Consider the following 25,532-nt stretch of genomic DNA (forward strand, 5'->3'; position numbering starts at 1 on the left):
CGCACCGTGAGCAGGTGTCACGTTCGTGACAACTTCCGCCGGATGATTCTTACCGCCGGGTACCCCAGCGTAGGCTGCGCAGCGTGACGTACGCGTCGGTAGAGATCATGGCTGAGGCGATTGCCCACACGGATGCTACTGACAGTGACAGCGAGACAACTTGATGCGACTGACTGTCCTTGGCAGCGCCGGTAGCTTTCCCGGTCCCGAGTCGCCCTGCTCGGCCTATCTCGTCGAAGCCGACGGCTTCCGTCTCCTTGTCGACTTCGGTTCCGGGTCGATGTCCAGCCTCCAGCGGTACGCGGGGCTGCACGCCCCGGACGCGATCCTGCTGACCCACCTGCACTGCGACCACATGTTCGACGCTGTCCTGTACGTCGTCGTGCGCCGGTACGCACCGGACGGCCCCTATCCACCGCTGCCGGTGTACGCCCCCTCCGGCGCACCGGACCGGCTCAGCGCCGCGTACGGCGACGACGGTTCGGTGGAGGACGTCTACCAGTTCTACGCCCTGCAGCCGGGCACGTTCCCGATCGGCCCGTTCACCGTCACCGTGGACCGGGTCAACCACCCCGTCGAGACGTACGGCGTGCGGCTGGAGCACGACGGCCGGTCACTGTGCTACTCGTCGGACACCGCGCCCTGCGCGGCCCTGCTGCGGCTGGCCCAGGACGTCGACGTCTTCCTCTGCGAGGCCAGCTACCTCGATGGCATGGACAATCCGCCGGATCTGCACCTGACCGGCCGGGAGGCCGGCGAGGCGGCGACCAAGGCCGCGGTGGGCCGGCTCCTGCTGACCCACCTGGTGCCCGCCTGGGGAAGTGAGGCACACACCCTGGACTCGGCCGCCGGCGCGTACGCCGGTCCGATCGACGTGGTCCGACCCGGCGCCAGCTACGACGTCTGACCCGGTGGGGCTGACCGGGGGCACCCCGGCTGAGGTGGATCAGCGCACCGCATAGGGTGCAGGGATGGCGCGACCTGACGGGCGAGGGCCCAATCAACTCCGACCGGTGACCCTGACCCGAGGCTGGAGCACCCATCCGGAGGGCTCGGTGCTCGTCGAGTTCGGCGGCACCCGGGTGCTCTGCACGGCGAGCGTCACCGAGGGGGTGCCCCGCTGGCGCAAGGGCTCCGGGCTCGGCTGGGTGACCGCCGAGTACGCGATGCTGCCCCGGGCCACCAACACCCGCTCCGACCGGGAGAGCGTCAAGGGCCGGGTCGGCGGTCGTACCCACGAGATTTCCCGGCTGGTCGGCCGGAGCCTGCGGGCCAGCATCGACCTGAAGGCGCTCGGCGAGAACTCGATCGTGCTCGACTGCGACGTGCTCCAGGCCGACGGTGGCACCCGGACGGCCGCGATCACCGGCGCGTACGTCGCGTTGCACGACGCGGTGACCTGGCTCGCCGCCCGCAAGGCGTTGGCCGGTAAGCCGGAGAAGGTGATGCACCGCTCGGTGGCCGCGGTCAGCGTGGGGATCATCGCCGGCGAGGCACGACTGGACCTCTGCTACGAGGAGGACGTCGCCGCCGAGGTGGACATGAACGTGGTGTGCACCGGCACGGGTGACTTCGTCGAGGTGCAGGGCACCGGCGAGGCGGGCGTGTTCGCCCGTGACCAGCTCGACGCCCTGCTCGACCTGGCCGTCGCGGGTTGCGCGGATCTGGCCGAAGCCCAGCGGAAGGCACTCGCGTGAGCGCGAGGAGTGAGCTTGCGAGCCCCGCAGTCGCGAACAGAGGTGTTTCAGCGTGAACAAGGTCCTGCTCGCCACCCGTAACCGTAAGAAGCTTGTGGAACTCCAGCGCATCCTGGACGGTGCGCTCGGCGCGCAGCGGATCGCCCTGCTCGGGCTGGACGACGTCGAGCAGTACGAGGAGCTGCCGGAGACCGGCCTGACCTTCGGCGAGAACGCGCTGATCAAGGCGCGGGAGGGGTTCCGGCAGAGCGGGCTGCCGACCATCGCCGACGATTCCGGGCTCGCGGTGGACGCGCTCAACGGGATGCCGGGGGTCTTCAGCGCCCGCTGGTCCGGCCGCCACGGCGACGACCGCGCCAACCTTCAGCTGGTGCTGGACCAGATCGCCGACGTGCCCGACGAGCAGCGGGCCGCCTCGTTCGTCTGCACGGTGGCGTTGGTGCTGCCCGGCGGCAAGGAGCACCTCGTCGACGGTCGGCAGTCCGGTCGGGTGCTGCGGGCTCCGCGCGGTGACGGCGGATTCGGCTACGACCCGATCTTCCTGGGCGACGGACAGGACCGGACCAACGCCGAGCTGACCCCGGCGGAGAAGGACGCGATCAGCCACCGCGGCAAGGCACTGCGCGAGCTGGCGAAGCTGATCGCCAAGGTGCTGCCGCCCGCCGCCTGAGCAGCACCGGGACGCGCCGGCGCGGTCGGTGACCTCCGACGGCTGTCACCAGCTCTTCGTCACGAGGTCGCCGCCCAGCTCGTCGATCCCGACGCGGTCCTCCGTCGCGAGCACGGTGAGCAGTCGTTCGGCTTCGGCCACGGTGGCGATCCGGCCGGTCGAGGTGGCCCGCGCGGTGTCCAGCTCCTCCAACCACAGCCCGTCGCGCTCCCAGGTGGCCTGCACGCAGCCGCCGGAACGGCCGGAGGCGGTCAGGAAGTCCCTGCTCAGCGGTCGCATCGCACGGAGCAGGAGGCGGGCCTCGGCCGCGTCCAGGGGCACCTCCTTCTGGACGTCGTCGCGGTACTGGTAGGTCGCCTCGAGGAAATCTGGCGGGGCCGGCGTGGCGACCGCCCGCACCGACCCATCGGTAAACCGGCCGATCAGCTCCAGGCCGTCGAACCGGCCGACGGTCAGCTCCCGCCCAGCCTGGTCCGGGGATGTCCCCACCAGGGCGTCCCCCTCCCGCCGGACGATGACGGCGGCGCCCTCGCGGGCCAGCCGGACCCGCACGCCGGACGGCAACCACGGCAGGTGCAGACCGGCGAGCCGGGCGGCCGACGAGGGCCCGTCGGTCGGGGCGTACACCCCCGTCCACTGGTCCAGCAGCTCCACGTCGATGTCGACGTCGTCGTCGACAGTGGCGGGCAGCGCGGCCAACCGACCGACCCGGCGCCGCTGCCAGGTCAACGCGACCCGGATCCGGGTGCCGGTGCTGCCGTCCCAGTGCACGCTCAACCCCTCGGCGCGCAGCGCCGCCACCACCTCCGCACCGAGGTCGGCCGTCGTCGGCTGCCCGAACAGGCCGTACGCGACGTGCACCCCCGAGTCGTCGACGCCGTTCTCGGCGTCCTGCTGGTGGTAGAAGGCGTACCCCCGGGCGGTGCGCCCCCTCGGAATCTCGCCGCCGATCTCGGCGGTGCCGCAGGTCTGGCAGCAGCTGAAGTTTTCCCGAGCCACCACCCCGGCGGCCGAGAGCGTCCGGAAGGCCGCGGTGAGCCGATCGTTGTCGGTGATCTCTGGCCACTGGGCCTGGGCGGCGAGGTGAGCGCTCAACTCTTCGGTGACCATCGGCCAGGCTCGGGCCTGGATCTCCGCAGGGTCTGCCTCGTCGGCAAGATATTCCATCGTCCCGGCGACGATCGCGGCGGCCGGCAACTCGGCCAGCGCCACCTGACGACGGACGACGTCCCGGATCTGCTCGGTGAGCTCAGGCTCCTCGATGTCCACGGCGGCGAACCTAGCAGTACCGGCCGACAGGCCGGGCGAGGGTGGGACCGGACCCTGCCGCCCGCCGCCTGACCCGCGGCGGACGACAGCGACCGACGGAGGTCAGCCCAGCGGGCCGACCTCCCGTTCGATGGCGGCGCGCAACTCCGGCCCGCCGACGACCGCTCGGGCCGCCTCCATCACCGGGGCGAGGAACACGTCCGGGCCGGGCTCGCCGGCCGCCGGGCCGAGCGCGGCGACGGCCGCCCGGCCGGCCGGGGACGGCTCCAGCGGGGCGCGCAGTTGCAGACCGCGTACGCCGGCCAGCAGCTCCACCGCGAGCAGGCTGGTCAGGTTGTCCAGCACGGTGCGCAGCTTCTTGGCCGCCGCCCAGCCCATCGACACGTGGTCCTCCTGCATCCCGCTGGTGGGCAGCGAGTCCACCGAGGCGGGGGCGGCCAGCCGACGGTTCTCGGCGACGATCCCCGCCGCCGTGTACTGGGCGATCATCAGCCCGGAGTTGACCCCGGCGTCGGGGGAGAGGAACGCCGGCAGTTCCCGGGAGCGGGTGACGTCGAGCAGCCGGTCCACCCGCCGCTCGGCGATCGCGCCCACCTCGGCGGCGGCGATGGCGAGGAAGTCCGCGGCGAAGCCGAGCGGCGCGCCGTGGAAGTTGCCTGTCGACTCGACCCGCCCGTCCGGCAGCACCACCGGGTTGTCCACCACGGACACCAACTCCCGGCCCGCGACCGTACGGACGAAGTCCAGGGTGTCGCGGGCCGCGCCGGCGACCTGCGGGGCGCAACGCATCGAGTACGCGTCCTGCACGGCATGGGCCAGGTCGTCGCGGTGCGAGTCCATCACCCGGGAGTCCTGCAACAGCCGGTGGATGTTCGCCGCCGACGCCGCCTGACCGGGGTGCGGCCGGATCGCGTGCAGCTCCGGCAGGAACGGCCGCTCCGAGCCGAGCATCGCCTCGATGGCCAGCGCGGCCGTCACGTCGGCCATGGCGAACAGGTGCGCCGCGTCGTGGATGGCCAGCAACAGCATGCCGAGCATGCCGTCGGTGCCGTTGATCAGCGCCAGCCCCTCCTTGGCGGCCAGCTCGATCGGCGTGAGCCCGGCGGCGCTCAGCGCGTCGGCCGCGTCCTGCCGCTCGCCGGCCGGGCCGAGGACCCAGCCCTCACCGAGCAGCACCAGCGCGCAGTGCGCCAGCGGCGCCAGGTCGCCGGAGGCGCCCAGCGAGCCGTGCTCCGGCACCCAGGGGGTGATGTCGTGGTTGAGCAGGTCGACCAGTGCCTCGGCGACCAGCGGCCGGACCCCGGAGCGGCCCAGCGCGAGGGACCGGACCCGCAGCAGCATCATGGCCCGGACCACCTCGCGCGGCATGGGGGCGCCCACCCCGGCGGCGTGCGAGCGGATCAGCGCGTGTTGCAGTTCGGCCCGCCGCTCCGGAGCGATGAAGGTGTTGGCCAGCGCCCCGAACCCGGTGGAGACCCCGTAGACGGGCCGGCCGGACGACTCGATGCCGTCCACGATGGCCCGACTGGTCGCCATGGCCTCGACGGTGGCCGGGGCGAGGACGACCGTGGCGGTGCCGCGGGCCACCGCGAGCACGTCGTCGGCGGTGATCCCGGTGGGCTGGATGGTCACGTTCGTCATAGCGGAACTCCGTTGCGAATTACCTGGCGGATCAGGGGGACACCGGGCCGGTAGGCCAGGTGCAGGTACGACGGCGCGTCCAGGACCACGAGGTCGGCCCGCGCGCCGGGGGTGAGGACACCGATGTCGTCGCGGCGCAGCGCCCGGGCACCACCGGCGGTGGCGGCCCAGACCGCCTCCGCCGGGGTCATCCGCATCTCGCGGACCGCGAGGGCCACGCAGAACGCCATCGACGAGGTGTACGACGAGCCGGGGTTGCAGTCCGTCGCCAGCGCCACTGTCACACCGGCGTCGAGCAGCCGGCGGGCGTCCGGGTAGGGCGAGCGGGTGGAGAACTCCGCGCCGGGAAGCAGGGTCGCGACGGTGGTGCTGTGCGGGCCCTCGTGGCACATGCAGTCGACCAGGGAGGACGCGAGTGCGTCGACGTCGGCGTCGGACAGGTAGGTGCAGTGGTCCACGCTGGCCGCGCCCAGCTCCACGCCGAGCTGCACGCCCGCTCCGGGGCCGAGCTGGTTGGCGTGCACCCGCACACCGAGCCCGACGGCCTGCCCGCAGGCCAGGATGGCCCGGGCGTGGTCCACGTCGAAGGCACCCCGCTCGCAGAACACGTCGATCCACTTGGCGTGCGGCGCGGCGGCGGTCAGCATCGGCCCGCAGACCAGCCCCACGTAGTCGTCCGGGCGGTCGGCGTACTCGGCGGGGACCACGTGCGCGCCGAGATAGGTGGTGTCCTCGGTGAACTCGGCGGCGATCCGCAGTGAGCGGGCCTCGTCGGCGACGGTCAGCCCGTACCCACTCTTGATCTCCATGGTCGTGGTGCCCTGGCGCAGCGCCTCCCCCCGCAGCCGGCGCACGGTGGCTCGCAACTCGTCATCGGTCGCGGCCCGGGTCGCGCGGACCGTGGTGCGGATGCCGCCGCCGGTGTAGGGCTGACCGGCCATCCGGGCGGCGAACTCGTCCGCCCGGTCCCCGGCGAAGACCAGGTGGGCGTGGCTGTCCACGAAGCCGGGCAGGACGGCGGCCCCACCGACGTCGAGTCGCCGGTCGGCGGCCGGCGCGGTCGCGGACGACCCCACCCAGGCCACCCGGCCCTCCTCGATCAGCACGGCCGCGTCGCGGAGGATGCCGAGTGGGCGCGTACCGGGGCCGTTGGTGACCAGCTCCCCGATGGTGTCGACAAGCAGACTGCTCATGTGGGGGTCACCGCCTCGATGGCGGCGGCCAACTCGGCCGGCACGTCCACGCTCAGGTGCTGGCCCTCGGCCACCACCACCCGGCCGTCCACCAGCACCTGCTCGACGTCTCCCGCGGTGGCCGCGAAGAACGCCCCGACCGGTGGCACGCCGGCGGTGCGGGGGCTGTCCAGCCGTACCGTCACCAGGTCGGCGCGGGCGCCGACGGCGATCCGGCCGGCGTCGGCCCAGCCCAGGGCGGCGTGCCCGGTGACGCTGGCCGCCGTCAGCAGGTCGACAGGCGTGAAGTGGCCCCGGCGGCGGGTGCGCAGCCGCTCGTCCAGCTCCACCGCGCGGGCCTCCTCGAACAGGTCGATGACGGCGTGGCTGTCGCTGCCCAGGCTCAACCGGATTCCCGCGTCGGCCATCCGCCGGGCCGGGCCGATCCCGTCGGCGAGGTCCCGTTCGGTGGTCGGGCAGAGGCACACCCCGGTCCGGCTGTCGCCGAGCAGGGTCAGGTCGGCGCTGGTCGGGTGGGTGGCGTGCACGGCGGTGGTGTCCGGCCCGAGAACACCGTGCGCGGCGAGCAACGCGGTGGGCGTACGCCCGTGCACCGCCCGGCACTCGTCGTTCTCGGCGGGCTGCTCGGAGAGGTGCACGTGCAGCGGCGCCCGCCGATCCCGGGCCCAGTCGGCGACCGTGCGGAGCTGGTCCGCCGGAACCGCCCGCACCGAGTGCACGGCCGCGCCGACCCGCACGTGCGAGTCCGCCGGCTGGAACGCCGCCGCCCGCTCCGCCCAGCGGGTCGCGTCGCCGTCACCGAAGCGGCGCTGCGGCCCGGCGAGGGCCTGACCGTCCACGCTGGAGGTCAGGTAGCAGGCGTCCAGCAGGGTGAGCCGGATCCCGGCGTGCGCGGCGGCCTCCACCAGCGCGGCACCCATCGCGTTCGGGTCGTCGTAGGCGCCGCCGTCGGGCCGGTGGTGCAGGTAGTGGAACTCGCCCACGCCGGTGATCCCGGCGAGCGCCATCTCGGCGTAGACGGCACGCGCCAGGGCCAGGTAGGTGTCCGGGTCCAGCCGGTCCGCGACGGCGTACATCCGGTCCCGCCAGGTCCAGAAGTCGCCCCGGCCGCCGTGGGTACGTCCGCGTAGCGCCCGGTGGAAGGCGTGCGAGTGCACGTTGGCCAGGCCGGGCAGGGTCAGACCGGGCAGCGGCACCGCGTCGGCGTACACGTCGACCCCGGCCGTCGGCCTGCTGCCGGGGGTCAGCGGCGTCACCGCCGTGATCCGGCCGTCCTCGACCTCGATCAGCACGTCGGGTGTGGGTTCGGCGTGCTCGGGCAGCCAGGCGTACTCGGCGAGCCAGCGGCTCGGTGTCATCGGCATGTCAGCTCCTCCAGCACCCGGGCCAGCGCGCGGACCCCGGCGGCGCAGTCGTCGTCGGTCGCCGCCTCGGCGGGGGAGTGCGACACCCCGGTCGGGTTGCGGACGAACAACATCGCGGTGGGCAGGTGCGCGGCGAGCACCCCGGCGTCGTGGCCCGCACCGGTGGGCAGCACCGGCGCGTCCAGCAGCGTGGCCAGCCGTCCGGCCAGACCGCCGTCGAACGCGACGAGCGGCGTCGCCGACTCCTCGGTGACCGTCACCACCGTACCGTCGCGGCGGGCGCGCTCGGTGAGCTTGCCCCACACCGCCTCGACCAGCCCGGACAGCGTCTGCGGGTCGGCGGCGCGGGCATCCAGCCACCCGGTCACCTTCGACGGGATCGCGTTCGTGGCGTTCGGCTCGACGGCGACCCGGCCCACGGTGGCGTGCGCGTCGCGCAGCCGGGCCTCCTTGTTGGCCGCCAGCACCGTGAACGCGTAGGTGAGCATCGGGTCGCGCCGGTCGGCCATCCGGGTCGTACCCGCGTGGTTGCCCTCGCCGACGACGTCGAAGCGCCACCGGCCGTGCGGCCAGATCGCGCTCGCCACCGCGACGGGCGCGTCCGTGTCGACGAGCGCGCGGCCCTGCTCGACGTGCAACTCCACGTAGGCGCCGAACCGGCCCAGCAACTCCGGGCGGGCGCCCGCCGGCCGGTCACCCAGCGCCTCGGCGAAGCTCACCCCGGCCGCGTCGCGCAGGCCGGCCGCGCGGTCGGCGGACAGCGCACCGGTGAGCAGCCGAGACCCCAGGCACGGTACGCCGAAGCGCGCACCCTCCTCCTCCACGAACGCGGCCAGCACCAGCGGCCGATCCGGGGTGACGCCGGCGGCGCGAAGCTCGTCCACGGCGAGGAACGCGCTGACGATGCCGAGCGGCCCGTCGTACGCCCCGCCGTGCGGCACCGAATCGAAGTGGCTGCCGGTGAGCACCGCGTCGGACGCCTGCGGGTCACCCCAGTGGGCGAAGAGGTTGCCGTTGCCGTCCTCGGTGACGGGCATTCCGCGCTGCTCGGCCTGGGCTCGGAACCAGGCGCGCAGCTCCCGCTCCGGCTCGGTCAACGCGTACCGCAGATAGCCGCCGCTGTCGGCGTCCCGCCCGACCGGCGCGATCTCGTCCCACAGCGCCCGGAACCGGCCGGACAGGTCCGCGCTCACGCTCTACTCCCGTTGTTCGCGACTGCGGGGCTCCGCTGCGCTGCACTCCTCGCGCTCACGCGGGTCCCTCGGCCATGGGCGTGCGGAGGCCGGTGCGGTCCGCGACGTCGCGGGCGATGTCGTAGCCGGCGTCGACGTGCCGGATCACGCCCATCGCCGGGTCGTTGGTGAGCACCCGCTCGATCTTCTGCCCGGCGAGGGCGGTGCCGTCGGCGACGCACACCTGCCCGGCGTGGATCGACCGGCCGATGCCCACCCCGCCGCCGTGGTGGAGGGACACCCAGGAGGCCCCGCTGGCCGTGTTGACCAGGGCGTTGAGCAGCGGCCAGTCGGCGATGGCGTCGGAGCCGTCGGCCATCGCCTCGGTCTCCCGGTACGGGCTGGCCACACTGCCGGCGTCCAGGTGGTCCCGCCCGATGACGACCGGGGCGGAGAGTTCGCCCGAGGCGACCATCTCGTTGAACCGCACGCCCGCCCGGTCCCGCTCGCCGTAGCCGAGCCAGCAGATCCGGGCCGGCAGGCCCTGGAAGGCGACCCGCTCGCCGGCCAGCCTGATCCACCTGGCCAGCGGCTCGTTCTCCGGGAACAACTCCAGGATCGCCCGGTCGGTGGCCGCGATGTCGGCCGGATCGCCGGAGAGCGCCGCCCACCGGAACGGCCCCCTGCCCTCGGAGAACAGCGGCCGGATGTACGCGGGCACGAAACCGGGGAAGTCGAAGGCGCGCTGGTATCCGGCGAGCTGTGCCTCGCCGCGGATCGAGTTGCCGTAGTCGAAGACCTCGGCGCCGGCGTCCAGGAAGCCGACCATGGCCTCGACGTGCGTCGCCATCGACGCGCGGGCCCGGTCGGTGAACTCGGCCGGCTTCGCCTGCGCGTAGTCCCGGGCGTCGGCCAGCTCCACCCCCACCGGCAGGTACGACAGCGGGTCGTGGGCGCTGGTCTGGTCGGTCACGACGTCGACCCCGACACCGCGCCTGAGCAACTCGGGGAAGACCTCGGCGGCGTTGCCGACCACGCCCACGGAGAGCGCGCGCCGGTCCCGCTTCGCGGCGAGCACCCGTCGTACCGCGTCGTCCAGCGAGTCGGCGACCTCGTCCAGGTAGCGGTCGTGCACCCGCCGGTCGAGCCGGGTGCGGTCCACGTCGACGATCAGGCAGACGCCGCCGTTCATGGTGACCGCGAGTGGCTGCGCGCCGCCCATCCCACCGCAGCCGGCGGTCAGCGTCAGCGTGCCGGCGAGGTCGCCCCCGAACCTCTTCGCGGCCACCGCCGCGAACGTCTCGTAGGTGCCCTGGAGGATGCCCTGGGTGCCGATGTAGATCCACGAACCGGCGGTCATCTGCCCGTACATGGTCAGGCCGAGCTGCTCCAACCGGCGAAACTCCGGCCAGGTCGCCCAGTCGCCGACCAGGTTGGAGTTGGCCAACAGCACCCGGGGCGCCCACTCGTGGGTACGCAGCACGCCCACCGGTCGGCCGGATTGCACGAGCATCGTCTCGTCCTCGCGCAGGTCGGTAAGCGTGCGGACCAACGCGTGGTACGACGGCCAGTCCCGGGCCGCCTTGCCGGTGCCGCCGTAGACGACCAGGTCGTCGGGGCGCTCGGCGACCTCCGGGTCGAGGTTGTTCATCAACATCCGCAGGGCGGCCTCCTGCTGCCACCCGCGGGCGGTGAGCTGGTTGCCCCGTGCGGCACGGACGGGCTGGGTCATCTCGGGTCTCCTCCGGTCATCCGCGGAACAACTGACGGCGGGCCGCGGAGGCCTCGAACGCCTCCAGTCGGCGTTGGGTGTCGGCCGGTGCGGCGTCGCAGATCGCCTGTAACAACACCATGGCCAGGGTCATCGGGGCGGTGTGCAGGTCAAAGACGAGCTGCGCGCCGACCGCCGCGGGCAGCACCACGTCGGAGTGCTCGGTGGCGGGGCTGACCGGTGAGTCGGTGATCGCCACCACGGTGAGCCCGGCGTCGCGGGCGTCGCGGAGCGCGTCCAGGGTCTCCCTGGGGTAGCGGGGCAGGACGAAGGCGAGCAGCGCCGACGCCCCGGCCGCGGCCGCCTGCTCCAGGCGGTCGGTGAGCAGGCTGCCGCCGTCGTCGAGCACCCGAACGTCCGGGTGCACCTTCGCCGCGAAGTAGGCGAAGTACGCGGCCAGCGGCGCGGCGGCGCGCAGGCCGAGCACCGGCAGTGGGCGGCTCCGGGCGAGCAACCGCCCGGTCTCGGCGATCCGGTCCCGGTCGGCGAGCTGAACGGCCAGCCGGTCCAGGTTCTCCATCTCCGCGCGTACCGCCTGCTGAAGCTCGTTGCCGGCGTCGTCCGGTTCGGTGCCCTCGGTGGGGCCCGCCTTCCGCAGCCGACGGCGGAGGGCGGGGTAGCCGTCGTATCCGAGCGCCATCGCAAACCGGGTCACCGACGGCTGGCTGACCCCGGCCATCTCGGCGACTTCCGCCGCGGACAGGTAGGCCGCCGCTCCGGCGTGCTGCACCAGGCAGTGCGCGATGCGGCGCTGGGTGGGCGTGAGTCGTACGCCGTGGAAGAGGTCGAGCAGGTGGTCGGTCGACCCCGCACCGCCGTCATTCATGGCGCGACTTTATGCATGAAAAATTTCAACGGCAAGGTCTGCGCTGTCGAATCGGTAGGTCCGGCCTATGCAATACTGCCGATCCGGCGCGGGGGATCAGCGGAGGTAGTGTCGTGACAAGCGTGGAACAGGGCCAGCACATCGCGACCATCCACGACGACACACCACCCCCGGAATCGCCTTCGGCGGTCGACTCCACCCACCGGCCCACGCCGAGAGGCTGGCTGAGTGGGCTGGCCTGGCAACGGTGGTTGGCGGACAACCTCTTCCCCCGCACGCTCACACCGCCGGCGACCGACCGCAGGACCGTCCTCGGCTACGTCGCGGCCTTCCTGCTCGCGGTGACCTACCAGTTGGTGATCCCGCAGGGCCGAACCCACCTGACGCACATGTGGGCGGAGGACGGTCGGATCTTCTTCGACGGGGCGGTGGCCAAGAGCTTCCCGCTGGTGCTCGTCGAGCCGTACGGCGGCTATCTGCACGTGCTGCCACGACTCTCCACCGAGTTGGCCACCCACCTGCCGATCGGCTGGTGGGCCGCGGTGGTGGCGATCGCCGCGGCGGTGGTGCGTGCCGCGGTCGCGTTGCTGGTCTTCACCGCGGCCTCCGGTCATCTGCCGTCCCGCAGGCTGCGAGCGGTGTTGGCCGCTGCGGTCGTCCTGCTCCCGGCGGGAAACAGCGAGGCCCTGAACAACCTTGCCAACCTGCACTGGTTCGTCATCTTCGGCGCCTTCTGGGCACTCCTCTGGCGGCCGACCACCCGCTGGCAGAACGGGCTCAGTGCCGTTGCGCTCCTGCTCGCCGCGTTGACGAGCCCGTTGGGAATGCTGCTCGTTCCGTTGGCCGCCGCACGACTCGCGCTGCCCCGACGACGTGACCGGGTTCCGGCGTTCGCCTTCATCATCGGCTCGGCGATGCAGATCGTGCCGCTGCTGGGGTCGACCTCGGAGCGGGGCGGTGAACCGTTCGACCTGCTGCAGGGAGTGTCCGCGGCCGCGGCCCGCGGGCCCCTGGTGCTGTTCTTCGGGCCGGAGTGGACTGCGGAGCTCTACCCCCATGCGCTCGCGTTCTATTCGGACTTCTACGCCTGGCCGGCGGCGCTCGCCGCGGTCATCGTTCTGGCCATCGTCGGGTATGGCCTGCGCAACGGGACCTCGGGCCGGCGGATCCTGGTGATCACGAGCCTGCTCCTCTCCGCAGCGTTCATCTCCGCGGAGCTCTACATGAACTGGTCCTTCCTGCTTCGCCTCGACGCGCCGAACGTCGTCATTCCCATGCAGCGCTACAGCGCGGCACCCTGTCTGTTCCTGTTCACCGCCGTGCTCGTGAGCCTGGCACGGGCTCCCCGACCTCAGTTGCGGCACCTGCTGACCGTCGTGCGCGTCGGCGTCGCAGCGATAATTCTCGTCGGCATCGGTTACCAGTGGCAGTCCACGACTGGCCTGGTGCGACTCGACGGCCCCACGTGGCAGCAGAGTCTCGCGGTTGCCGAGCAGCAGTGTGCCGCCGGTGCGACGGAGGTCCGCGTCGACATCAATCCAGCCTGGTTCGTGCCTCTCACCTGCGAGTACCTGACCAAGGCGAGGTAGCGCAGGTCAGCAGGCCTCCGGCGGGCGACAGCACCCACCGGCGGGATGCGCCGGCCGCTTCTTTCCGGTAGAACAGCCGCAAGTGCGCCGCTGCCGTCCGGACAGTGGCCTCAAGCACACGTTTACGGGGCAGCCCCCGGTCGGTGGTGATCTGTACTATCCGCACGGCGGTACGACGGAGGAGCGCGCATGCAGCCGGACAGTCCCTACAGGTTCACCCGTGCACTCGGCGGGTCGCTGGTGGGAAAGGCATGGGCCGCCGTCGACGAGCGGGGGCGACCCAGGACGGTCATCCTGCTGGAAGGGCCGGCGGCGGCGGACCCGCGCTGGCGAGACGCCTTCGCTCACGCCGTCAGGATGTTGATGCAGGCGCCTGGCAACCAGCACTACGCCGAGGCCGACCTGTCCGCGACGAACCCATGGGTGGCGTACGAGGGCGAGCAGCCTGATGTTCCGGGGCAGCTCTTCCGGCTCCTGCAGCTCGACTACCGGTCCGAAGACCCCGCTGCGCCGGTGAGTGGTCCAGCCGCTCCGGTCAGCGGCATCCCCGTGTCGGCGGGCCCGAGTGGAGACCTGGCGGGTGACGACGTCACCGGCGCGCCGGCGGAGCCGACGCAGCAGGTTGCCCTGTATTCGCAAGCGCCGTGGTCCGCACAGTCGTCCCAACCGATCTCGGCGGCGCCCTCGTCCGCCGCGCCGGCCCCTTTCGACCAACAGTTCGCAGCGCCCGGCCGGCGGATCGCACCGGTCCAGGTCGTCCGGAGAGGCGTGAACTGGATCTGGGTCGTCGTCGGCGGGTTGGCGCTCACCCTCGTCGCCGGTGTCGCGGGGTACGCCCTCGGTGGACGCGGCGACTCGGACGAGCCGCCGCCCGTAACCGCCTCCCTCTCGCCCTATCAGGCGACCCAGCTCTCCATCAACAAGTCGAAGTTCACCGGCGAGCTGGCGCAGATGGGCGAACTCTGGTTGGCCGACGTCAGCGGCTGCGTGGTCTACGGTCGCGGCGGCCCCGCACTGGCAGAGAACGAGGAGGCCCACGTCTTCTGCCCCGACGGCGCACTGCAGGTGCACTTCTCGCTGTTCCGGGAAGGAGCCCTGAAGATCGCGGGGCGCGCGCAGCGTGAAGAACTCGGCCGCACTGCCAACGCGTTCGCCCCTGGAGTCAGGGAGCCGACCCGCACGACGGGCGGCGTGACAGGTGTGCCCGGTAGCTACGTCGAGTACGGCTTCCTGTTCGAGGGCCAGGCATACTGCGGTGTCTGGTGGGACCGGGACGACTCCAACGCCGTCATGGTTCTCGAAACTCCCTGCATGGCCGGCATCGCGGGCAACTGGGACGCTCTGCGCGACATGTGGCGTCGCCACAGCTGAGGCTCTGGCACAACTACTACCTGGCCGGCCTGGGCGTTGCGAACGGCCCAGGCGCGCCGCCGCGCTGACTACGGGGTCTTGCGCCGAGGAGGCAGCACGTCTTCCTGCGGCTGACCGCGCAATGCCCTCACTCCTTGAACAGAATGGTACTGATGAACGACATCACTGGTCTCCGTGGCCGGGCCACCCGCGCCGGCGGGAGATTCGTCCGTAGCATCTGGCTCTTCCCGGCTCTGTTGACTGTCGCGTTGCTGGGGCTGACGGCTCTGCAAATCAACGGGTCCTCAATGGGAATGGTCCACAAGACGCTGTATGGCGCGCAGCAGGACCCGGACCTCCTGTTCAACAGCCCGCAGGGGATCCGGTCAGACGAGTGGAACGTCAACACTCAAATGACCGTCGCCCAGGACGCGGCCGGTTACCCCCTGATCAACCCGAACGTGGGGGAGGAAGGCGAGGATGTCTCCCTGGTCAGGGACGTCCCGTACAAGGAGTGGTCGGTCGCCTTCAAGCCGCACAACCTGGCTTTTCTGGTGCTGCCGTTCGACTTTGCCTTCGCCTTCAAATGGTGGCTGATGGGCTACCTGCTCATCCTGAGTTGTTATTTCTTCGTGCTGGCTCTGATGCCCAGGCAACGGTGGTTTGCCGCCGGGCTCTCCCTGGCGCTGTTCTTCAGTCCGTTCGTGCAGTGGTGGTACCAGTACGTGACGTTGTCGTCGATGTACTACGCCCTGTTCGCGGCTACGGTGCTGATTCTTCTGGTGCGTTCGAAACGGCTGCTCGTCACAGTTGCCTGGGGGGCGCTCCTGGCCTACCTGCTCACCTGCTTCGCGCTCGTGCTCTACCCACCGTTCCAGATCGCCTGCGTCCTGGCGGTGACGCCGTTCGCCATCGGCTACCTGATCGAGCAGGGCCGTGTACTACAGCGCCGACTGCTGCTGCGGCAGCTGAGCATCGTCGCCGCATCGCTTGCGGTTGCGGGTGCCGTGATCGGTGCGTTCATCGCCTCCCGGCTGACCGTCATCGAGACCATGCAGAGCACGGTCTATCCGGGTGAGCGCGTCGTGGAGAGCGGCGGGTTCGATCTGCTGCACCTGTTCTCCGGGCACACCAGCTTCGGGTTGCAGTTCGCCGAGAAGGCCGAGCTCTACCAGGTCATGGACAATCAGAGCGAGAACTCCAACTTCCTGCTCGTATTCCCGTACCTGGTAGTGCCCAGCATGATCCTGCTGTACCTGTTGTACCGCGCCCAGCGGGCCATCGACTGGCCACTGCTGCTCGCCAATCTCACGCTTCTAGGGGCATTGGTCTGGCTGTCCGTCCCCCATCTCGACCTTGTCGGCAAGATCCTGTTCCTCAGCCTGGTGCCGCACACGCGGTTGCTCGTCGGCATCGGTCTGCTCAGTGTCATCGGGGTGGTGCTGGTCGTCCGGCGGCTGCAGGACGAGCGATCGGCCAAGCCGGGTTTCAAGGTCGTCGTCGGATACGCCCTCGTCGTCCTGCTCGTTCAGGTGCTGCTCAGCCTGCACGTGCAGCGGGCATTTCCCGGCTTCATGCAGTCGCGCGGCTTCCTCTTGTCGATCATCCCGGTTCCGCTGGTCGTGTATCTGCTGCTTCGTCAGCGTTTCACCTGGGCCGTATCCGTCCTGCTGGCCTTCTCCGTTGCCATGACGGTGTTCATCCACCCGCTCTACCGCGGCACCGCAGCACTGACCCGCACGCCGCTGGCGGAGTCGATCCGCACCATCAATGCCGAAGACCCCGGCGCCGCCTGGGTGACCGATGTGGGAAGCATTCAGAGCTTCGCCTCCATGAGCGGCGCCCGCTCGTTGTCCGGCGTCTACGCCTACCCCCAGCTGGATCTCTGGCGGACCGCAGACGAGCAGGGCGAGCAGGACGCGGTCTACAACCGTTACGCCCACGTCTGGTTCGTGTTCGACCGGGACCCCGCCCGCGACTCACCGACGACCTTCGACCTGCCGACGCCCGACCATTTCGAGGTCGCCACCGAACCGTGCGGCAGCTTCCTCCAGCAGCATCAGGTCCGGTACCTGGTGACAGCGACGGCGCTCGACGAGCCGTGTCTGGAACTTCGCGAGACAGTCCGCTATCCGGCTGCCACATTCCTCATCTACAAGATCCGTTAGGCCCGCCCGGAGGCGGAGATTCGCCCGGATGCACCATCGATCTCTGGACGAATCTCCGCCTTGCCGAACCGCCGCTGGTCTCCACCTCGGCTTGACCGGAAGCCTTTAGCCAAGCCCGGGCGTGCGGTGACTCTTCGGTGCCGGGGTGGTCACTTCTTGCTGATCAGCAGGACCGGTTCCACACCACCGGTAGCCTGCTCGACCCGGTAGTCGGTGAACACCTTCTGCCAGTCCTCCGTCTCCCACATCACGTGGGTGCGGATCAGCCATACGCGCCCGCCGCCGCGCTGCGCTGCCAATGCCAGCGCCTCATCGATCTTGGCATGGATGAGTGCGATGTCGTGGTGGGGAATCACGATGAGGTCGGACCGGGTGGGCATTTCGACCTGCCAGCCGACGGTGTTGTCGGCTGGTGCGACAAGCTTGACCTTGTCGGACCGCGAGTAGTACGCAAAGCCGTACCACGCCAGACCGTTCATGACGATGGCATCGTTGGCCGACCGATGGGTGTTCACGTATTCGGTCGCCGAACGGATGTCCGTCGCGCCGATGGCGGTGAAGTAGAACCCCGGGTCGTTGCCGTCGAACCGGTACCAGCGGCCGTTGTTGATGCCGAAGATCGTGAGCAGGACGGCGCAGATCGCCGCGGTCAGGACCGTCGACGGCACGCGAGGAACCCTGCGGGCAATGAGCGCGGCCACCCCGTGGGCCAGTCCGGCGACACCGAGGCCGGCGACCGCAGCCGTCGTGACGAGCAGGAAGTGCGAGGTACGCAGCTCCAGTAGCGGATAGAACTTGCCGACCCCCAGCGTTGTCACCGCCACCGGCAGCAGAAGCACCGCGATCGCCGACGCGGGGCGGCCCTGCCGGGCGAGGGTGACGGCACCTGCGATGAACAGCCCGCCGACGACCAGAGCGGACGCGCCGAGCATCGGGACCAGGTCGCCGATGTGCCCGCTGAGGTAGCCGGGCAACTCGGTCAGGGTCGGGAAACTACCGACCCAGAATTCCCGCATCGAGTCATTGTTGCCCCGCGCAGAGATACCGAAGTAGACGGCGACGATGACAGTCATTGCGCCGAGCCCCGCCACGACGACGTCCCGGAGTCGCGCCCACTGGCGTTGCAGCGCGGTGACCAGCAACAACCCGCCGAACACGGCGGGGGTGGCGATGGCAGTGACGTGGCTGACGAATATGCCTGTGGCGGCCACGGCCGCGACCACGCCAAGCCGTCTCCGCGACCAGGTCTGCTCGGTCCAAGCGCCCAGAGCGAGCAGGACCACCGTGACGGCGGCATCAGCGGTGTACTGCTTGAGGTCGTGACGGATCTGCTGCGCCGGCAGGAGCAGGACCGCCATGGCACAGACGAAGCCTGCGACAACTCCGAGCCACCGAGTCGGCCACCGCAGCAACCGCCCGAGCCCGTACGCGGCGACGACACCCAGGCAGAGGAAGGCAAGCGGCACCACACGGAGGTAGTCGGCGTCCGGCACCAGCCGCAGCAGGAGGGTCCACCCGATCGGGGTGGACGCGGTCGTCACCGGCAGGTCGCCGAGCGGGAGCCGGACCGAGAGCGCCACCCACGCCTCGTCGAGCCAGTACCCCGCCGTGAGCATCGTCTTGACGTCGTGGACCACCGGGACGAGGGCCAGCAATACGGCAATGGCGACCCAGTCCGCGGAGGTGGGGCGGCGCCTGGTTGTCGGTGCCGCTGGGGCGTCCGACGGGCTCACGTTCTCGAGTACGAGTTGTCCAACCACGCCAATTCCCATCCAGAGTGCGAAACGACCATGCTTCATTCCGACGACATCGTCGATGAGAGCGAATTGCGGTGTCGACCGAGCCCGTCGTGGCGCCGAGGTGGAGCAGGGCGCCGTCAGCTGCCCCCTGCTTGGCGGCCCGGCGTGGGCAGCGACTCACCCGTGCGTCGTTGCATGGGCACCGGGGCGCCGATCAGGCGTGCCGCCTGCGGGTTGCGCCGGGAGGCCGACGGCAACCCGATGACGAACTCAGGGAACAGACTGAAGAAGGTCTTGGCGCTCTGCAGTTCCAGAGTGTGCGCGCGCGACCACTGGAACGAGTTCGTCGCACGGGCCCAGTGGTGGGTCCACCGCACGTCGCCGAGCAGCACCACGGGCATGTCGTGGCGCCACGCCCGCAGACCGAGCTCGTGGTCCTCGTAGTAGAGGAAGAACTGTTCGTTCCATCCGCCCATGGCGATGAAGTCGGCGGTGCGGGCGGCGATTGCGGCACCCATGGCCCAGGCGACGTAGACCGCTTCACCGGGGTTCGCCACCACCCGGTAGGTCGCGTGCATCCGGGACAGCGGCCAGATCTTCCGGTTGCCCAGTTTGGCGGTGGCGTAGGGGAAACCGCGCCCGTTGGGCTGGGGAGTGCCGTCCGTCGCGAGCAGCTGAGGAGCTACCAGACCGCCGTGGACGTCGAGGTGCCGCTTGAGCACGTCGAGACCGTCCGGGTCGATCTCAAGATCGGGGTTGGCGAATACCACGTATTCGCTCGCCGCCTGGCGCACGCCGACGTTGTTGGCCTTGGAGAAGCCGACGTTCTCCGGCAGGCGAATGACCCGGGCACCCAACTCCTCCGCCACCGCGACCGAGTCGTCGGAGGAGGCATTGTCGACGACGATCCACTCGTAGGGCTTGGCTCCCCGCCAGCACCTGCGGAGCGTCTCCGCCGAGTTGTAGGTGACCGTCACGACACTCCACTGGTGTCCTGCCATCATGCTCTCCGAACTGTCAGGTAGCTGTAGAGGGACGCGAAGCCGAACCGCTTGCCGTTCCACTGCCGTCGGGCGGCCGGGCTCTCCGCCAGGCCACGTCCGACGCCACGGAGGAACGGCCACAGCAGGCCTTGACGGACACGTCGGGCGGCGAGCGCGAGGTGCGCAAGGGCCAGTACCGGCATGGCGAGGAGCATCAGCGGCCAGGTGAAGACCCGGGCCGCGACCAGAAGTCGGTTTCGGGCCAGCAGGAAGGCACGAAAGCCTTGGAGCTTGTTGTCGCCCTCGACGCTGTGCCCACCCGCGTGGGGGAGCACGAGATCGAGCGCGCGGGTCCGGTATCCCGATGCGTAGAGACGGTAAGCCAGGTCAGCGTCCTCGCCCCAGGCGAACAGGTGCTCGTAGAACCCCCCGAACTGGTGGAACAGTTCGGTCGGGAAGACGGCGGCGCCCCCCGACGGACCCAGTGGTCCCCGCGCCGCGGTGGCGGTCCTGTCGATGAAGAGCGAGACCGGATTGACGTCGATGCCGATGTACTCCCCACCGTGCATGGCCAGACCAACCGCGATCGGTGTGCCGGGGTCCTCGGCGATGGCGGCGCACATGCGCGCAAGCGCGTCGTCGGGCAGCCACACGTCGGGGTTGAGCAGCAGCACGTGGTTCGTCCTCGCGGCCGCGACCGCGCGGTTGCAGCCCGCCGCGAACCCCGGATTCGAGGAGTCGGGGAGGTACTCGTACCGCTCTTCGTCGAGCCAACCGGCAACGACCTTCTCGCAGCCGTCCTCGGGCCAGTTGTCGGCGAAGATGAACCGCACCGGAAGTCCCTCGGCGCTGCGCACCCAGGTAGGCAGCGTCTGGGTCAACATGTCGCTCGAACGGTAGAGAACGGTGACGATTGTCAGCGCTTCATCCACTCCGGGATCCACCTCATCGGTTTGCTGAGCAGGTAAAGGGCAACGAGGCCAGGGGCGAGCGCCAGCCAGAAGGGTTGCACCACGGGATAGAACTCGTAGACACCAAAAGTCGCGAAATAGATCACGAACGCCCGGGTCAGTTGGTGGGCAGGGCTTGACGTGTACGTCAGCCGCCGATCGATGACCCCGACGCAGAAGCCCAACAGCGAGAGAAAGAGCACCGCGCCGACCGGCCCATAGTCGAGCAGAGGTATGGCCACGAACGTCGCGGTGTTCATGTAGAACGGTTTGCTCAGGCCCGCGGTGATCTTGTAGATGTCGGCCGAACCGAGCAGGCGATCGCCCAACGAACCCGTGAAGGTCAGGGTGTATCGACCCCAGGTCGGCGGGTGCTGCTCGCGCACCTGCCACAACCGACCGAAGGTCTCGACGGAACTGCTCAGCGACAGGTCCAGCGACCCGACACTGGCGTACAACGGGCTGGCGCCGTATTGCGCTCGGAACTGGTCCTCGAACTGCCCGGTGCCGGCCAGCGTCCGTTGGCCGCCGAGGAAGACTGCCGCACCCATTGCGAGAGCTCCGATCACCAGCACCACGAGCGACACCCGCAGCCGGTTCTTCCGGCTGATGGTCGCCGATCGGCGTACCGAGAGTGCGGCGACCAGCGGCGGCACGATCCCCAGCAGAACGGAGTTCTTACTCGCGCCCAGCGCCGCGCCGAACGCGAAGATGACGACGAAGGCGACGTAGCTCCACCGTCCCTCCGCCTTCCCGGTGAGCGCGCGAAGCAGCGAGATCGCCAATCCGATCCCCCAGAACTCCGAGAACAGCCCGGTGAGGAGGTTGGAGCGCAGTCGTACCGCCTCGCGTGCGGCGTCCGGGTTGTCGGCAAACAGCGGCGGTACCTCACCGCGGAACTTCATCGCCGCACCGATGAGAGCGAGCAGAAGGAGGAAGAGTACGAAGGGCCGGAGCCGACTTTCGGCGGGCCAGCGCAGTTCGGCTCGAGCCGACTCGACGCCCGCTCGGTCCATCGGCGGACGCGTCGTCACGGCCGGCATGACGACGGTGACCGCGGACTCCGTCCGCACGGCCGGCATGACGACGGTGTCCTCGGTCGCCGTCGACTGTTCCGGGCGAGGCTTGTTGGCTGCCAGTCGACGACCGAAATACCAGGCGGCGAGGAACCAGGCCGCGTAGATCCCCAAGATCGGCACCGCGGCGCGTCCGGCCGGAGAGTCGTACGGCCCCGGAATGGTGAGGACGGCGAGGAAGACAAAGCCCCAGGCGGCCGTGCAGATGGCGAGCCACGTGTGAGCACGGAAGATCAGGGCCGCCATGGCGAGGAAGGCGGCGGCGACGCCGAACTCGGTGTCCCAGAGGAGGACCGCCAGGACGATGACGACCGCCACCACCCAGGGCACCAGGGTCCGGTAGAGGGTGGGGCTGCTGGCCCTGGTTGTTGTGGTCACAGAAGAGACCTGTACAGGCTCTGCCACCGCTCGACACACCGATCGAAGGCGTACTCCTGGGCGTACCACTCGGCCACCCGCTGACCCTCGTCGATGGCGCGGTGGCCGACGGCGTCCCGGATGGCGGCGGCGAGCGCGGCGGGCGCGAGGTCCGCCTGGAACGCCAGGGTGCCCGTGGCGTGGCGGGTGACCTCGGCCAGACCGCCGGCCCCGGTGTGCACCACAGGTACGCCGAGGGACAGCGCCTCCAGGGCGCTGAGCCCGAACGACTCGACCCGGGACGGCACCACCAGGCAGTCGATCTCCTGAAGAAAGTCTGCGGCCGTGACCCGACCGACGAGGTCGAGGTTGGGCCTGGGGTCGATCGCCATGGAACCCGCCCCGGCGACCTTGAAGTCCACCTCCGGAAGGAGGGAGGCGATCTCGGGCAGGAGATCGGCGCCCTTCTCCTTCTCCAGCCGGCCGAGATAGCCGACCACCGGCCGTCGACCCGGCTCCGGCAGGTGCGCGGGCTTCGGGCTCGGCCAGGTGACCGGCAGCGGGTTCGGGATCAGGTGGATGTTCTTGACGCCACCGCGGTCGCGTAGCTCGGAGGCCTCGAACTCGGACACCGCCACCGTCGCGTGTGGACGGGCCCGACGCATGGCCAGGTCCAGCGTGATGTTGGACTGGATGAGCGCCTTCTGCTGGAACGATCCGGCGGTGTCCCGGTACTGCCAGAGGCTGTTGTGCAGGGTGACGACGAGCGGGATCCGCCGGCGTCCCATGCTCAGCGCCGCCCGGGAGTGCATGGCGGCGGACAGCAGGTGGGCGCAGACCACGTCCGGCTGCACCTCGTCGACCAGGCGGCGGATCTCCCGCGCGTACGCGAGGTCGATCCGGCTGGTCGCGCTGAGCCCGACCCACGGCACCCCGGCCTCGCGCAGCGCGTGACCCACCTCGTCGTCCGACGTGGCGGCGATGACGTCCAGGCCCGTTCGGGCGTGCGCCGGAATGATCTCGGTCAGGATGCGCTCGGCGCCACCGAGCTGCCGCCGCCCGGAACCACCCGTGGTGCAGACGAACAACACCTTCACGAGGTACGCAGCCCCTCGACGGCGCCCTTCGCGATGGCGCGGCGAACCGGGTTTCCACCCACCGCGGCGCGCAGCAGCACCCCGCCCACGTACGCCGTCGTGGCGATGCGGCCGCGCGTGCCACCCATGCTCCGGCTCGCCCGGATGAACTCCCTGGTCCGACGCTCGGAGATCTCCTCCTCGGACCAGCGCCGCTTCGCGGTCGCGTCGTCCTCGTGCATGATCACGGCCTCCGGCACATACGCCAGCCGCAGACCCTGCTGACGGACGGCCCAGCAGAGCCGCATGTCCTCGGAGTAGAAGAACGAGGTCTCGTCGACGCCGCCGATGGCGTCGAAGGTGTCGCGGCGCATGGCGACGAAGGGGCCGGTCAGCCAGTCCGCCTTCTCCGGTGGCGCGACGATCCGCAGGTTCGGCAGCACCATGCTCAGCCCGGTGGCGTGGGCGAAGCCCACGCCCAGGCCCAGGAACCGCCCACCCTCGGTCTGCGACACACCCGACGGGGTGACCACGCCCGGGAAGGCCGCGCCCACCTGCGGGTCCTCCAGGGCGGTCAGCAGGCGGCTGACGGCGTCCTCGTGCACGATGATGTCGTTGTTGGAGAGGATCACGTTCGCCCGGCTGGTGTGGCGCACGCCGAGGTTCATCCCCCGCGCGTACCCCAGGTTGGAGCCGGACTGGACGTACCGGACACCCTGCTCGGCGCAGAACGCGCTCAACGACTCCTGAATGTGCATCGAGCTGCCGTTGTCGACGACTACGATCTCCGCCTCCGCCGGCAGCGACAGGACGCAGGCGCGCGTGCGCTCAAAGTCCTCCCAGGCGAGGACAACAATCGAGACATCCATGTCAAACCGTCCCATGATTCGGCGACTGCGCTCGTCGCAGGCTTGCTCTGGAGGCGAAGGCGTGTACGGCGTAGGCGAGCGTCGAGGCGATCGCCGCCCCGACCACACCAGCCCACGGGATGATCGCAAAGTATGCGGGAATCGCGAACCCGAGGGTGATCAGTGCGACCACCGTCGTCGCCCGCTCGCCCCGCCTCTTCAGCAGCAGGGCGCTCCAGCTCTTGCCGGCCGCGGTGGCCAGTGAACCGGGCAGCAGGACAAGGCCGAGGATCCAGGCGTACCGGTACTCGGGCTGGAGGTAGCCCAGCACACCGAGCCCGAGGATGGCGGCCAGGGCGACCGGCAGAGCCGCGGTGACCACGGCCCGGGTGGGGTCGGGGCCGCCGTCGCCGTCCCGGCTGGCCAGGATCCGCTGCGCCCGTACGACGGCACCCGCCTGGGCGAACTCCAGCGCGGCAACCGCCAGCGCGTACACGCCGAGCGGGCCGGCGCCGACGAACCTGGCCACCAGGATCTGGTTGAACCGCAGCGTCATCATCTGGGCGAAGATCCCCAGGTGCAGGTTGCCGACGGCTGCCATGTCGGCGCGGTAGTCCACCGCGGTCGCCTCCGGCCGTGGTGCGGGCCCGATCCGCCGGAGCATCCCCAGCACCAGGGCGCACACGGACAGCGCGCTGACCCACTGGACGACCAGCCACACCATGCTCCACAGGCCGCCGTCCAGGTAGCCGGCGAAGTACAGCGCCACGTAGCCACCGACCAGGACGGCTCCGCTCGCCGCGCGCATAGCGTAGACGACCAGGAAGCTCTTCTGGCGCAGCGCGATCGACGAGACCGTGTTGAAGATCGTCAGACCTGCCGCGGACCCCATGCCGACCAGGTAGCTGCCGAGTCCGGCCACCGTGGTGAGCACCGCGGCGGCGACGACGGAGAGGAGGACCGAGGCCCCCAACATGGCGAGGACCCAGGGGCGTCCCCGGGAAAAGACCCAGCCGCCCGGACGGGACAGCAGGAAGGTGTCCAGGGACAGACCACCGACGGCCGCACCGAGCGTCGCGCTCACCATGTTCGCGGACAGCTCACCGCGCTCCGCCGGCGGCAGGGCCACCGACAGGACCGCTGCCAGCCCGGTCAGGCCGAGAGCGCCGATGTAGAGACGCTCGGGTGCGACGAGCTGCCGCAACAGACCCAGTACGCGGCGGCCGGGCGATGGTTTCGTGCCGGGACTCGGCGATTGCCGAGCAGTCTTGACCAGCGACACGCCGTTCACTCGCCCCCCATAGATGTAATACGTGCGGGCACGACGAGTCGTACTTCGCTGGCACTTTCTACCCGAACCCCGCTACACCTGCAATCGCCCGGGCGGCCCGAACCGATAATGCCGAAACACCTGCCGTCGCCGCCAGTCGGCCGGCGTAGACTCTCGGACCCGTGAGGATCCTCGTCACCGGCGGAGCCGGATTCATCGGGTCGGAGTACGTTCGCCTGCTGCTGGGCAAGCCCCTCGGCAGTGCCGACGGCGTGCCGCCACTCGAGCCGGCGGTCGTGACCGTGCTCGACAAACTGACCTACTCGGGCAACCTGGCCAACCTCGACCCCGTCCGCGACGACCCGCGGCTACGGTTCGTCCAGGGCGACATCTGCGACCCCGCCATCGTCGACGAGGTCGTCGCCGACCACGACGTGATCGTGCACTTCGCCGCCGAATCACACGTCGACCGCTCCATCGCCGGCGCCGCCCCGTTCGTCACCACCAACGTCCTGGGCACCCA

At 70.4% G+C, this 25,532-nt stretch carries 21 protein-coding genes; 7 read left to right on the top strand and 14 right to left on the bottom strand.

What is annotated here, in order from left to right:
• Nucleotides 1–163: 163 nt before the first annotated feature.
• From AB0O48_RS27350 to rdgB, 3 genes are all read left to right on the top strand, one after another.
• On the top strand, nucleotides 164–907 hold the full coding sequence (locus tag AB0O48_RS27350) for an MBL fold metallo-hydrolase (RefSeq protein ID WP_357255990.1): 744 nt from the start codon (nucleotides 164–166) through the stop codon (nucleotides 905–907).
• 64 nt (nucleotides 908–971) lie between these two features.
• A complete protein-coding gene (gene rph / locus AB0O48_RS27355; protein WP_357255986.1) occupies nucleotides 972–1,697 on the top strand; it encodes a ribonuclease PH in 726 nt (241 codons plus the stop codon).
• A 52-nt stretch (nucleotides 1,698–1,749) separates the two neighbouring features.
• Nucleotides 1,750–2,367, top strand: a complete 618-nt coding sequence (gene rdgB / locus AB0O48_RS27360) for an RdgB/HAM1 family non-canonical purine NTP pyrophosphatase (protein WP_357255984.1) — start codon at nucleotides 1,750–1,752, stop codon at nucleotides 2,365–2,367.
• 45 nt (nucleotides 2,368–2,412) lie between these two features.
• Here rdgB and AB0O48_RS27365 read toward each other — a convergent pair whose 3' ends face one another.
• From AB0O48_RS27365 to AB0O48_RS27395, 7 genes are all read right to left on the bottom strand, one after another.
• Nucleotides 2,413–3,636 (bottom strand): hypothetical protein, encoded by a 1,224-nt coding sequence (locus tag AB0O48_RS27365; protein WP_357255983.1) that lies wholly within the window; start codon nucleotides 3,634–3,636, stop codon nucleotides 2,413–2,415.
• A 102-nt stretch (nucleotides 3,637–3,738) separates the two neighbouring features.
• On the bottom strand, nucleotides 3,739–5,277 hold the full coding sequence (gene hutH, locus AB0O48_RS27370; protein ID WP_357255981.1) for a histidine ammonia-lyase: 1,539 nt from the start codon (nucleotides 5,275–5,277) through the stop codon (nucleotides 3,739–3,741).
• A complete protein-coding gene (gene hutI / locus AB0O48_RS27375) occupies nucleotides 5,274–6,470 on the bottom strand; it encodes an imidazolonepropionase (protein WP_365069123.1) in 1,197 nt (398 codons plus the stop codon). Before hutI ends, hutH begins: the two co-directional genes overlap by 4 nt.
• Nucleotides 6,467–7,834, bottom strand: a complete 1,368-nt coding sequence (locus AB0O48_RS27380; RefSeq protein ID WP_365069125.1) for a formimidoylglutamate deiminase — start codon at nucleotides 7,832–7,834, stop codon at nucleotides 6,467–6,469. Before AB0O48_RS27380 ends, hutI begins: the two co-directional genes overlap by 4 nt.
• Nucleotides 7,825–9,027 (bottom strand): allantoate amidohydrolase, encoded by a 1,203-nt coding sequence (locus AB0O48_RS27385; protein WP_365069127.1) that lies wholly within the window; start codon nucleotides 9,025–9,027, stop codon nucleotides 7,825–7,827. The genes AB0O48_RS27380 and AB0O48_RS27385 overlap by 10 nt, the downstream gene beginning before the upstream one ends.
• Before the next feature lie 55 nt (nucleotides 9,028–9,082).
• Nucleotides 9,083–10,738 (bottom strand): urocanate hydratase, encoded by a 1,656-nt coding sequence (gene hutU, locus AB0O48_RS27390; RefSeq protein WP_357572474.1) that lies wholly within the window; start codon nucleotides 10,736–10,738, stop codon nucleotides 9,083–9,085.
• 16 nt (nucleotides 10,739–10,754) lie between these two features.
• On the bottom strand, nucleotides 10,755–11,603 hold the full coding sequence (locus AB0O48_RS27395) for a MurR/RpiR family transcriptional regulator (RefSeq protein ID WP_357255971.1): 849 nt from the start codon (nucleotides 11,601–11,603) through the stop codon (nucleotides 10,755–10,757).
• A 113-nt stretch (nucleotides 11,604–11,716) separates the two neighbouring features.
• On the opposite strand from AB0O48_RS27395, the gene AB0O48_RS27400 reads away from it, so the two are divergent.
• From AB0O48_RS27400 to AB0O48_RS27410, 3 genes are all read left to right on the top strand, one after another.
• Nucleotides 11,717–13,192 carry a hypothetical protein gene (locus AB0O48_RS27400; protein ID WP_365069130.1) on the top strand — a complete coding sequence of 492 codons (1,476 nt, stop codon included), beginning with the start codon at nucleotides 11,717–11,719 and terminating at the stop codon, nucleotides 13,190–13,192.
• Between the two features lie 189 nt (nucleotides 13,193–13,381).
• Nucleotides 13,382–14,563 carry a hypothetical protein gene (locus AB0O48_RS27405; RefSeq protein ID WP_357255967.1) on the top strand — a complete coding sequence of 394 codons (1,182 nt, stop codon included), beginning with the start codon at nucleotides 13,382–13,384 and terminating at the stop codon, nucleotides 14,561–14,563.
• 152 nt (nucleotides 14,564–14,715) lie between these two features.
• The gene (locus AB0O48_RS27410) at nucleotides 14,716–16,710 is read left to right on the top strand and encodes a hypothetical protein (RefSeq protein ID WP_357255965.1); all 1,995 of its coding nucleotides are present in this window, start codon (nucleotides 14,716–14,718) and stop codon (nucleotides 16,708–16,710) included.
• Between the two features lie 149 nt (nucleotides 16,711–16,859).
• On the opposite strand, the gene AB0O48_RS27415 is transcribed toward AB0O48_RS27410, so the two are convergent.
• The 7 genes from AB0O48_RS27415 to AB0O48_RS27445 form a co-directional block, all read right to left on the bottom strand.
• Nucleotides 16,860–18,365, bottom strand: a complete 1,506-nt coding sequence (locus tag AB0O48_RS27415; RefSeq protein WP_357572476.1) for a hypothetical protein — start codon at nucleotides 18,363–18,365, stop codon at nucleotides 16,860–16,862.
• Between the two features lie 221 nt (nucleotides 18,366–18,586).
• A complete protein-coding gene (locus tag AB0O48_RS27420; protein ID WP_357255961.1) occupies nucleotides 18,587–19,453 on the bottom strand; it encodes a glycosyltransferase in 867 nt (288 codons plus the stop codon).
• Entirely contained in the window at nucleotides 19,450–20,364 is a 915-nt protein-coding gene (locus AB0O48_RS27425) for a glycosyltransferase (RefSeq protein ID WP_357255959.1), read from the bottom strand. The genes AB0O48_RS27420 and AB0O48_RS27425 overlap by 4 nt, the downstream gene beginning before the upstream one ends.
• Complete coding sequence (locus AB0O48_RS27430; RefSeq protein ID WP_365069134.1) at nucleotides 20,349–21,836, bottom strand: O-antigen polymerase; 1,488 nt, start codon at nucleotides 21,834–21,836, stop codon at nucleotides 20,349–20,351. The genes AB0O48_RS27425 and AB0O48_RS27430 overlap by 16 nt, the downstream gene beginning before the upstream one ends.
• Nucleotides 21,833–22,912 carry a glycosyltransferase family 4 protein gene (locus AB0O48_RS27435; RefSeq protein ID WP_357255955.1) on the bottom strand — a complete coding sequence of 360 codons (1,080 nt, stop codon included), beginning with the start codon at nucleotides 22,910–22,912 and terminating at the stop codon, nucleotides 21,833–21,835. The genes AB0O48_RS27430 and AB0O48_RS27435 overlap by 4 nt, the downstream gene beginning before the upstream one ends.
• Nucleotides 22,909–23,760 (bottom strand): glycosyltransferase family 2 protein, encoded by an 852-nt coding sequence (locus tag AB0O48_RS27440; RefSeq protein ID WP_357255953.1) that lies wholly within the window; start codon nucleotides 23,758–23,760, stop codon nucleotides 22,909–22,911. The genes AB0O48_RS27435 and AB0O48_RS27440 overlap by 4 nt, the downstream gene beginning before the upstream one ends.
• Before the next feature lies 1 nt (nucleotide 23,761).
• Nucleotides 23,762–24,943, bottom strand: coding sequence for a hypothetical protein (locus tag AB0O48_RS27445; protein ID WP_357255951.1), 1,182 nt, complete (start codon nucleotides 24,941–24,943; stop codon nucleotides 23,762–23,764).
• A 248-nt stretch (nucleotides 24,944–25,191) separates the two neighbouring features.
• Between AB0O48_RS27445 and AB0O48_RS27450 the strand changes: the two genes are divergently transcribed.
• The coding region (locus tag AB0O48_RS27450) for a GDP-mannose 4,6-dehydratase (protein ID WP_365069138.1) at nucleotides 25,192–25,532 on the top strand (341 nt) is incomplete at its 3' end.

This window comes from Micromonospora sp. NPDC085948 (assembly GCF_040686315.1).
Taxonomy (GTDB): domain Bacteria; phylum Actinomycetota; class Actinomycetes; order Mycobacteriales; family Micromonosporaceae; genus Micromonospora.